Source organism: Nocardia sp. 852002-20019_SCH5090214, from assembly GCF_001665865.1.
GTDB classification, from domain to species: Bacteria; Actinomycetota; Actinomycetes; order Mycobacteriales; family Mycobacteriaceae; genus Nocardia; species Nocardia nova.
This window is the reverse complement of record NZ_LZMK01000391.1, coordinates 1-6,638: the sequence shown is the minus strand read 5'-3', so window position 1 is coordinate 6,638 and position 6,638 is coordinate 1. Positions and strand designations below refer to the sequence as shown.

The 6,638-nt window shown below is 69.0% G+C and carries 6 protein-coding genes; 5 read left to right on the top strand and 1 reads right to left on the bottom strand.

Translation table 11 applies throughout. The features are described 5' to 3' along the window. The 4 genes from A5780_RS32220 to A5780_RS32205 all read left to right on the top strand — a co-directional run. Positions 1-2,553 (top strand): toprim domain-containing protein (locus A5780_RS32220; RefSeq protein ID WP_156769732.1); only part of this gene is annotated, 2,553 nt, incomplete at its 5' end. 37 nt (positions 2,554-2,590) lie between these two features. Continuing rightward, positions 2,591-2,833 (top strand): hypothetical protein, encoded by a 243-nt coding sequence (locus tag A5780_RS32215; protein WP_064910936.1) that lies wholly within the window; start codon positions 2,591-2,593, stop codon positions 2,831-2,833. A 12-nt stretch (positions 2,834-2,845) separates the two neighbouring features. Then, the gene (locus tag A5780_RS32210) at positions 2,846-5,014 is read left to right on the top strand and encodes an RRQRL motif-containing zinc-binding protein (RefSeq protein ID WP_156769731.1); all 2,169 of its coding nucleotides are present in this window, start codon (positions 2,846-2,848) and stop codon (positions 5,012-5,014) included. Further along, on the top strand, positions 5,011-5,301 hold the full coding sequence (locus tag A5780_RS32205; protein WP_064910932.1) for a hypothetical protein: 291 nt from the start codon (positions 5,011-5,013) through the stop codon (positions 5,299-5,301). The genes A5780_RS32210 and A5780_RS32205 overlap by 4 nt, the downstream gene beginning before the upstream one ends. A gap of 85 nt (positions 5,302-5,386) precedes the next feature. On the opposite strand, the gene A5780_RS40440 is transcribed toward A5780_RS32205, so the two are convergent. After that, positions 5,387-5,560, bottom strand: a complete 174-nt coding sequence (locus tag A5780_RS40440) for a hypothetical protein (RefSeq protein WP_156769730.1) — start codon at positions 5,558-5,560, stop codon at positions 5,387-5,389. 286 nt (positions 5,561-5,846) lie between these two features. Between A5780_RS40440 and A5780_RS32200 the strand changes: the two genes are divergently transcribed. Then, a complete protein-coding gene (locus A5780_RS32200) occupies positions 5,847-6,392 on the top strand; it encodes a hypothetical protein (protein WP_156769729.1) in 546 nt (181 codons plus the stop codon). The last annotated feature ends 246 nt before the right edge of the window (positions 6,393-6,638 follow it).

Genomic DNA, 6,638 nt, shown 5'->3' with positions numbered 1-6,638 from the left:
TCGTGGAAGCCGGTCGCCAGCTACCCGTATGTGCGGGCCGACGGCTCTGTCGCTGGTGAGGTCGTGCGCCGTGAGGCCCGATTCGAGCACGGCCGCGACAAGCAGTTCCGGCAGCGCCGCCGGACCGAGACCGGTTGGGAACACAACGGATTCGAACAGATCCCGTTCCAGCTGCCGCGCGTTCTCGCCGCCGTCGCGGCTGGTGAGCCGATCTACATCTGCGAGGGCGAAAAAGACGTCCTGACCGCCGAGGCCGCCGGTCTGACCGCGACCACCAACGCCGGCGGTGCCTTGTCGTGGTCCGACGAGCACGCGAAATGGCTCGCCGGCGCCGGGGAGGTCGTCATCGTTGCCGACCACGACGCCCCGGGCTATCGCCGCGCGGAAAAGGTCATGGATTCCCTGGCCGGACGGGTGGGGTCGGTGCGGGTGCTGCGCGCGGCCACCGGCAAAGACCTCACCGACCACATCGAGGCCGGGCACGGCATCGACGAACTCGAACCCGTGCCCTACCTGGACCCCCACACCACCTCAGCGGCCGCGGCCGCCCCACTGTCCGCGGAACAGATCGCCGCCAGCGCGGGCCGCTCTGCCGCACAACCGATTCCGGAACTCACCACCGCAACTCAGGAGGCCGCTATGGGCGAACCCGTATTCACCAAGCAGGACGACACCCTGCACCACGACGACACCGTCGATCACCTCGCCCAGCACTTCTCGCGGGTCATGCAGCTGCTGATGCAGCAGATCATGCAGTTCGCGCAGCAGTCCGCCGAGCGCAACCGCCGCGCGCGAGAAGCGAAGATGGCCGACGACATCGCCAAGATGCGCGAGAACCAGGAACGTCACGCCGCCGAGCAGAAGGCCGTCGAGACCCGGCTGGCCAAGATGCGCAGTCACGGCTGGGAACGCATGTCGCGCAGCGAGATCGTGGCCGCGATGCGCGATGCGGTGGTGTGGTCCGAGGACAGCGACGCCGCCAAACGCGCCATGAACGAGCTGGCCGGCCACATCCGAGGCCGGTGGGGTGTGCACGTCGACACCGGCACCGGCCACGTCACCGTGGATGCTCCGGAGCTGGTGCAGCGGCTCAGCGCTTCCGAGCGTGACCGGGCCGCCGGAGAGCGGGTGCGTACCGCTCAAGACCGGATGGTGTCGATGATCAGCGCCGAGGGCGACCTCGACGAGACGACCAAGGCCACTCTGATCGCCGAGGTCGATCGGTGGCGCAAGAACCCGACCGGCCACAGCCTCGATGCCCTGTCGAAGAAGGTCGCCGAGACGAAGGTCTCCGACCGCACCCGCGCCCGGATCCGGTTCGTCGCGGTCTATCTCGGCACCCCGGACGGTGCCCAGGTGCCGACCAGCGAGCTGGGCACGCTCGCGCAGGTGTCGGCGACGACCGAGCTGCGGCGCATGGGCGAACCGCTGGTCGACCTCGGCGAGGAAGCCAAATCGCGCGTCGATGCGCTGCTGGTGCGGTATCAGGATCGCCTCCGCTATGGCCTGGATGTCGAGAGCATCCGTGAGCAGCTGGGCCAGGCCGTCGCGGTGATGACTCCCGAGGACCAGCAGATTGCCCGGGACCGGGGCACCGCGATCCGTAAGGACCCGGCCGGTCAGTTCAAGCCGTTGTGGCCCAACCATGTCGACCGCGAGTCACTGGCGGAGAAGGTCCGCATGTACGCGCTGCTCGCCCCGCAGGTCGAGGCCCGCGCGGCCCGCGACGACGGCCTCGACGCCGACTGGAGCAACCAGCAGCGCGACCGCGTCGCCGCGCTGCGCCGCGATATCGATCACGCGATCGCCAAGGGCGAGGGTCTGCACGACCTCGAAAAAGACCAGCTGCGTGCGGTTCTCGCCGACGTGGAGGCCGGGAAGACCGACGTTCCGGATCTGCTGTTCGCCGACGACCGCTCGGCGGCGGCGGTCGACCGGGAACGCGCCGACGAGATCGCGCGCGGTGTCGCGGGCGATCACCGCCGCCAGCTCGAAGAACTGCTGTCCACGGCCGCGGCCCCTGGTGCTGCTCGCGACGCCCGCGAGGAGATCGCGACTGTCGTTGCCGCCCAGACCGATCTGGCCGCCGGCCGGACCAGTCTCGGCGATTACGAGGAGGTCGGATCCGAGGCCAAGCTGCTCGCCCGCCTGTCAGCGGCCGGAGTGCCCGAGCCGGTGCGCAACCGGGTCCGCAAGCACCTCGACCGCGCGGCCAGCGATGCCGCGATCACCGGCAAGCAGTCCCAGCGGATCGCCGACAAGTGGCTCGACCGCCGCGATCTGGTCGCGGCCGGGCGTGCGCCGGCCGACAAGCCCGTTCGCTACGACAGCCCCGAACGCCGCCAGGCCACCGAGGCGCACCTGCGGTCGAAAGGGGTGTCGGAGGGCCGGGTCGCGGCGCGCATGGCCGCCGACGCCGGACACGCTCACCCGCCGCAGGCCGCCGTCCGCAACGCCGGCGCCCGCAAAAGCGCCCGCAAGACCACACCCGGTCAGGGCGTGCGCCGCACCCAGCACCGTGGGCGCGGCGACCAGCGCGGCTACGGCCGCTGACTCTTCCCACCCCTACCCCACAAGGAGAGGAAACACCATGTCCACCATCGCAACCCAGGTCCGTGAGGTCATCGCCGCGACCGTCGACGACACCGACGTCGACCAGCTCGCCAACGCTCTGCTCGCCGCCCCCGAGATCGCCGATCTCTACAGCAGCCCGGCCGCCGTGATGCGCCTGGCCGCCCGCGCCCACCAGCTCCACGCCCAGCTGCGGGCGGTCACCGGGGAGTGGGCGAGCTTGCAGATCGACTACCGCCAGCTGCTGGCCGAACGTGCGTGAGGTCGACCGCTCGTGACTACCGCTGACGCTGCCACCGTCCCTGAGCCCCAGGAATATCCGTGGCACCTCGCGCCGGCGCACCTGAAGACCCGCCGCCAGCTCCGGGCGGCGGGTCTTCAGCCCAACCGGCAGCCCGTGGCCGCCCTCATGGTCGGCAAACGACGTGGGCGCCGGTTGGTGGCGCACCTGTTCGACATCGCCAAAGCCGCGCCGAAGAAACCCCCGACCCCGGCCCAGATCGCCGCCGCCGCGAACGCGGTCCGCGCCCACCAGGCCCACGCCGCTGAGCGCCACGGCATCGACCGGGACGAACTCACCCGCACCGACGATCCCGGACCGGGCTGGAACACCACCCCGGAAACCACCACCCAGGAGGAGAAACCCATGTCCGACACTCACCGGCCCGCCACCGATCCCACCGACCTGCTCGGTGTCGCGACAGGGCACGGGCAGCGCATGGCCCACCTGCTCGCGGTGGCCGGGGTGAACCGGGCTCGCTGGGACCGCCAGCTGCGCGAAAGCCGGGCCCGCGGACCGCGATTCGAGGAGGAAGCGGCCGTGACCGCCGAGTTCGAAGCCGAGACGGTCGCGGAGCGGGCCGCCGCGGAGAATCGGCTCGAATCGACGAACCCGTGGCAGAACCCGTGGCGGCTCACGCAGTCGCTGGCCGACGCTTTGACCTGGCAGGGTGAGTCCGACATCGCCGCCGAGCGGGCCACCGAGATTGTGCGGGGCTACGCCGAACAGTGGGGTGTGGTCATCGACGCCGACACCATGCAGGTCAGCATCGATCCGCAGTTCGACCCGATCCCGAGACAGACCCGCGACGAAGCTTCGGCGCTGTTCGGCCGCGAGTCGGCCGCCGTCGACTTCGTCACCGCGCTGCCGATCCCCGACAGCGTGAAAGGTGCTGTGTCGCAGGCGGTCTTGAACTGGCGTGGTGAGGACATCGAGGACCCCGCCACGCACATCACCTCCGCCCAGGCACGTCGCGACAAGCTTGCCGCGGACCTGGACGCGGCCGGCGTCACCGGCATCACCCGCGCCCGGGTGGACTTCGTGGTCGACTATCTGCGCGGTGACACCTCGGCGGTAGACCTGGTGCAGTCCCCGGTCTACATCGACCGCGGCGAGGCGATGCGCGGCAAGGTCGCCGACCTGCTGGAACACCTGGACGGCGGCACGATCCAGCCGCAGCGCATGACCCACGAGATCTCGGTGATGACCACCGCCGACCAGAAAACCGTCCGCGACGCCTGGCTCGCGTTCAAGAAGGGAGAGCGCGGCGACCTCGATGTGTGGCCCGGCTACCTCGATCGCCAGACCCTGACCGACGACATCAAGGCGATGGTCCGCAACCGCGATGACCTCACCCAGGCCGCCGACTACATCGTCGACACCGACATCTCCAGACAGTCGCCGGAGATGATCGGCGTCAACGACGATATCGAGGCCCAGATCCAGGCTTTGGCCTACGCCGGTGACCAGCTGCTCGCCCAGATCCAGGAAGGCAAGGGGCTCGCGCCGATCGAACGCGCCCAGATCGCCGCGATCGTCGAAGACGTCGACACCGGCCGTGTCCGCAGCCTCGACGATCTGCCCGAGCTGCTGCTGGTCGACGAGGACAGCAAGCGCGCAGTCGACAGCGAGCGCATCGGCGCCACCGCCGGACAACTCGTCGCCGCGATGAAGTCCCAGGCCACAGAGCTGATCCGCGGCGCGGGCGTGGACATCGACAATCGCATCAAGTCCCGCGACATCGGATTGCCGCTGTCACAGCTCACCGACTCGGTGAGGAGTGTCGCCACGGGCGCGGTCGTCAACGGGGTCGATCACGAGCGCAGGGCATACGCCCGACACCGCGACACCTTCGGCCGCGCCTTGGCCGCCGCTGGTGCCAACGACCAGTCGCGAGGAAAGATCCGCGCCGCCATCGATGCCGGCGCCCGCGAGGCCGGGCACCTCGGCCAAGCGGCCGCGGAACGGGAGCAGCAGTGGGACACGAAATTCGAGCGCATCGCGATGATGCGCGACGACGCCGCCCGCGCCGCCGCCAGCTCGCCGTCGCGGGCCTGCACCGCGCGACCGGACACGACGGTCGCTCAATCGCGGGCCGCGTCCGCTGGCCCGGCCGGCGTCGGTGGCCGCCGCAACCTGCGCCAGGCAGGAGCGCAGCGGTGACCACGATCGAGGAAGCCATCGTCATCATCGCCCACCCGCAAGACCCCGAAGGACCGGCCCTGCACATCCACGCCGGTGAGGTCCTGTTCAGCGAGGACGGCCAGTTCGTCGGCTTCGACCACGGTGACCGGTGGGAGGTAATCGGTTACACCCCAGGCGTCGACAACATCGACACCACACTCACCGCTCACGGATTCCGCCGCACCACGCCGTGGTCGGGCCCGCTGGTCACCCGCAGAGGTGAGCGGTGGACCGCCTGCGGTGTCGTCCGGATCGAACCCGTGTAACGAAACTCAGAATTCAGGTGACCCCCGCCGGCACCTACCCGGCGGGGGTCACCTGCATTCTGAGGCATACCGATTCGCGGACCGTTCACAGGTACAGCATCAACAGCCCCATCACCGCGCCCACCAGCAGCGCGACCGGGACGAAGACCAGCAGCCACCGGTGGCCGGGATCGTCGACACGGCGTGAGCCGCGATCCTGCTCCCGCTCCCGCATGTAGCGCGGTGTCTTCCGCAGATCGAAGTCGCGGTCGACGATCATCTCGTTCAACCGCTGCTGAGCAGCCCGCTGAGCCGGGGTCAAGTACCGGGGCCGCGGCAAGGGCTCGCTGCGGCTGGGCGCCCGCCACGGACACGTGGAGGTGTAGTGCGAGGAGTACAGACACCACGGGTTTGTGCACGCATAGCGAAGCACCGCCACCGCCCTCCCTCGCATCCAGACCAGCCGCCCGAGTATGCCCGCTCGAACCGACAAGCACACGCCCCTGCGCCCCGCTCATCCACGCCGCGCAGAGTTGTCGTGGCGTCCGGCTGCTTTCATTAGCAGTGTGGGAGCAGAACTTACGGGGTTGATTGGTGTGGCCGGCGCGTTAGTCGGTGGCCTGGCGTCGTTTAGCGGAACTGCATTCAGTGCGAGGTCAGCGCGCAAACAGAGTGCTGCTGTCCGTGAGCATGCTGTGCAGGATCGCCGGTACGAGGCTCATCTCGACTACATCCGGGGGGTTGCTCGGTTCTACGAGGCCGCGCGGGAGGTACGAGATGCGTTGCAGGAACAACGCAAGGACGCGCAGGAAGCACAGCGTCTTCACATCGAGGCATACAGCGCGCTCCGGGAACTTGAGGGCGCCGCGGAGTTCGCTGGACCGCGCGAGCTGAGAGAAAGCCTGCGCGACCTGCACGACCATCTCCGTAAGTACTCCCTACAGATTGATGAGTGGTACTCGGCCGCGAAGATGTACGTAGAAGAAACTGGCGAGTGGATGGACACGGAGGACCACCGCCGCTACGTGAGTTCCTGCGCTGCTAGGTGGAGCAAGGCCGAACAGGCCCGGGAGCGTTTTCTCGACAAGGCTCACACGGTATTCGCTGTCTGACCGCCAAGGAGCCGGGAGTAGGGCAGTGTCGGAGAGGGATCGGTTGCGCGACATGGCTCACCGTGGCGCTGATCGTGTCGATCAATCGTGGCGTAAGGGGAGTCAGCGGTCCAAGCTCCAGCCTCGTTCGGGGCGGCCGGGTGTTCGTGGGCTCAGAATCGTGGGGTGCTGCAGGTCGCGCAGTAGCCGGTCGCGGTGGTCGCGGGCCTCGGCGCTGAGTTTTCCGAGTTCGACGCGTTCGTCGGG

Coding starts and splice junctions, on each gene's coding strand:
- A5780_RS32215 (WP_064910936.1), top strand. CDS start 2,591: ATGTCCACCATCGCAACCCAGGTCCGTGAGGTCATCGCCGCGACCGTC.
- A5780_RS40440 (WP_156769730.1), bottom strand. CDS start 5,560: ATGATCGTCGACCGCGACTTCGATCTGCGGAAGACACCGCGCTACATG.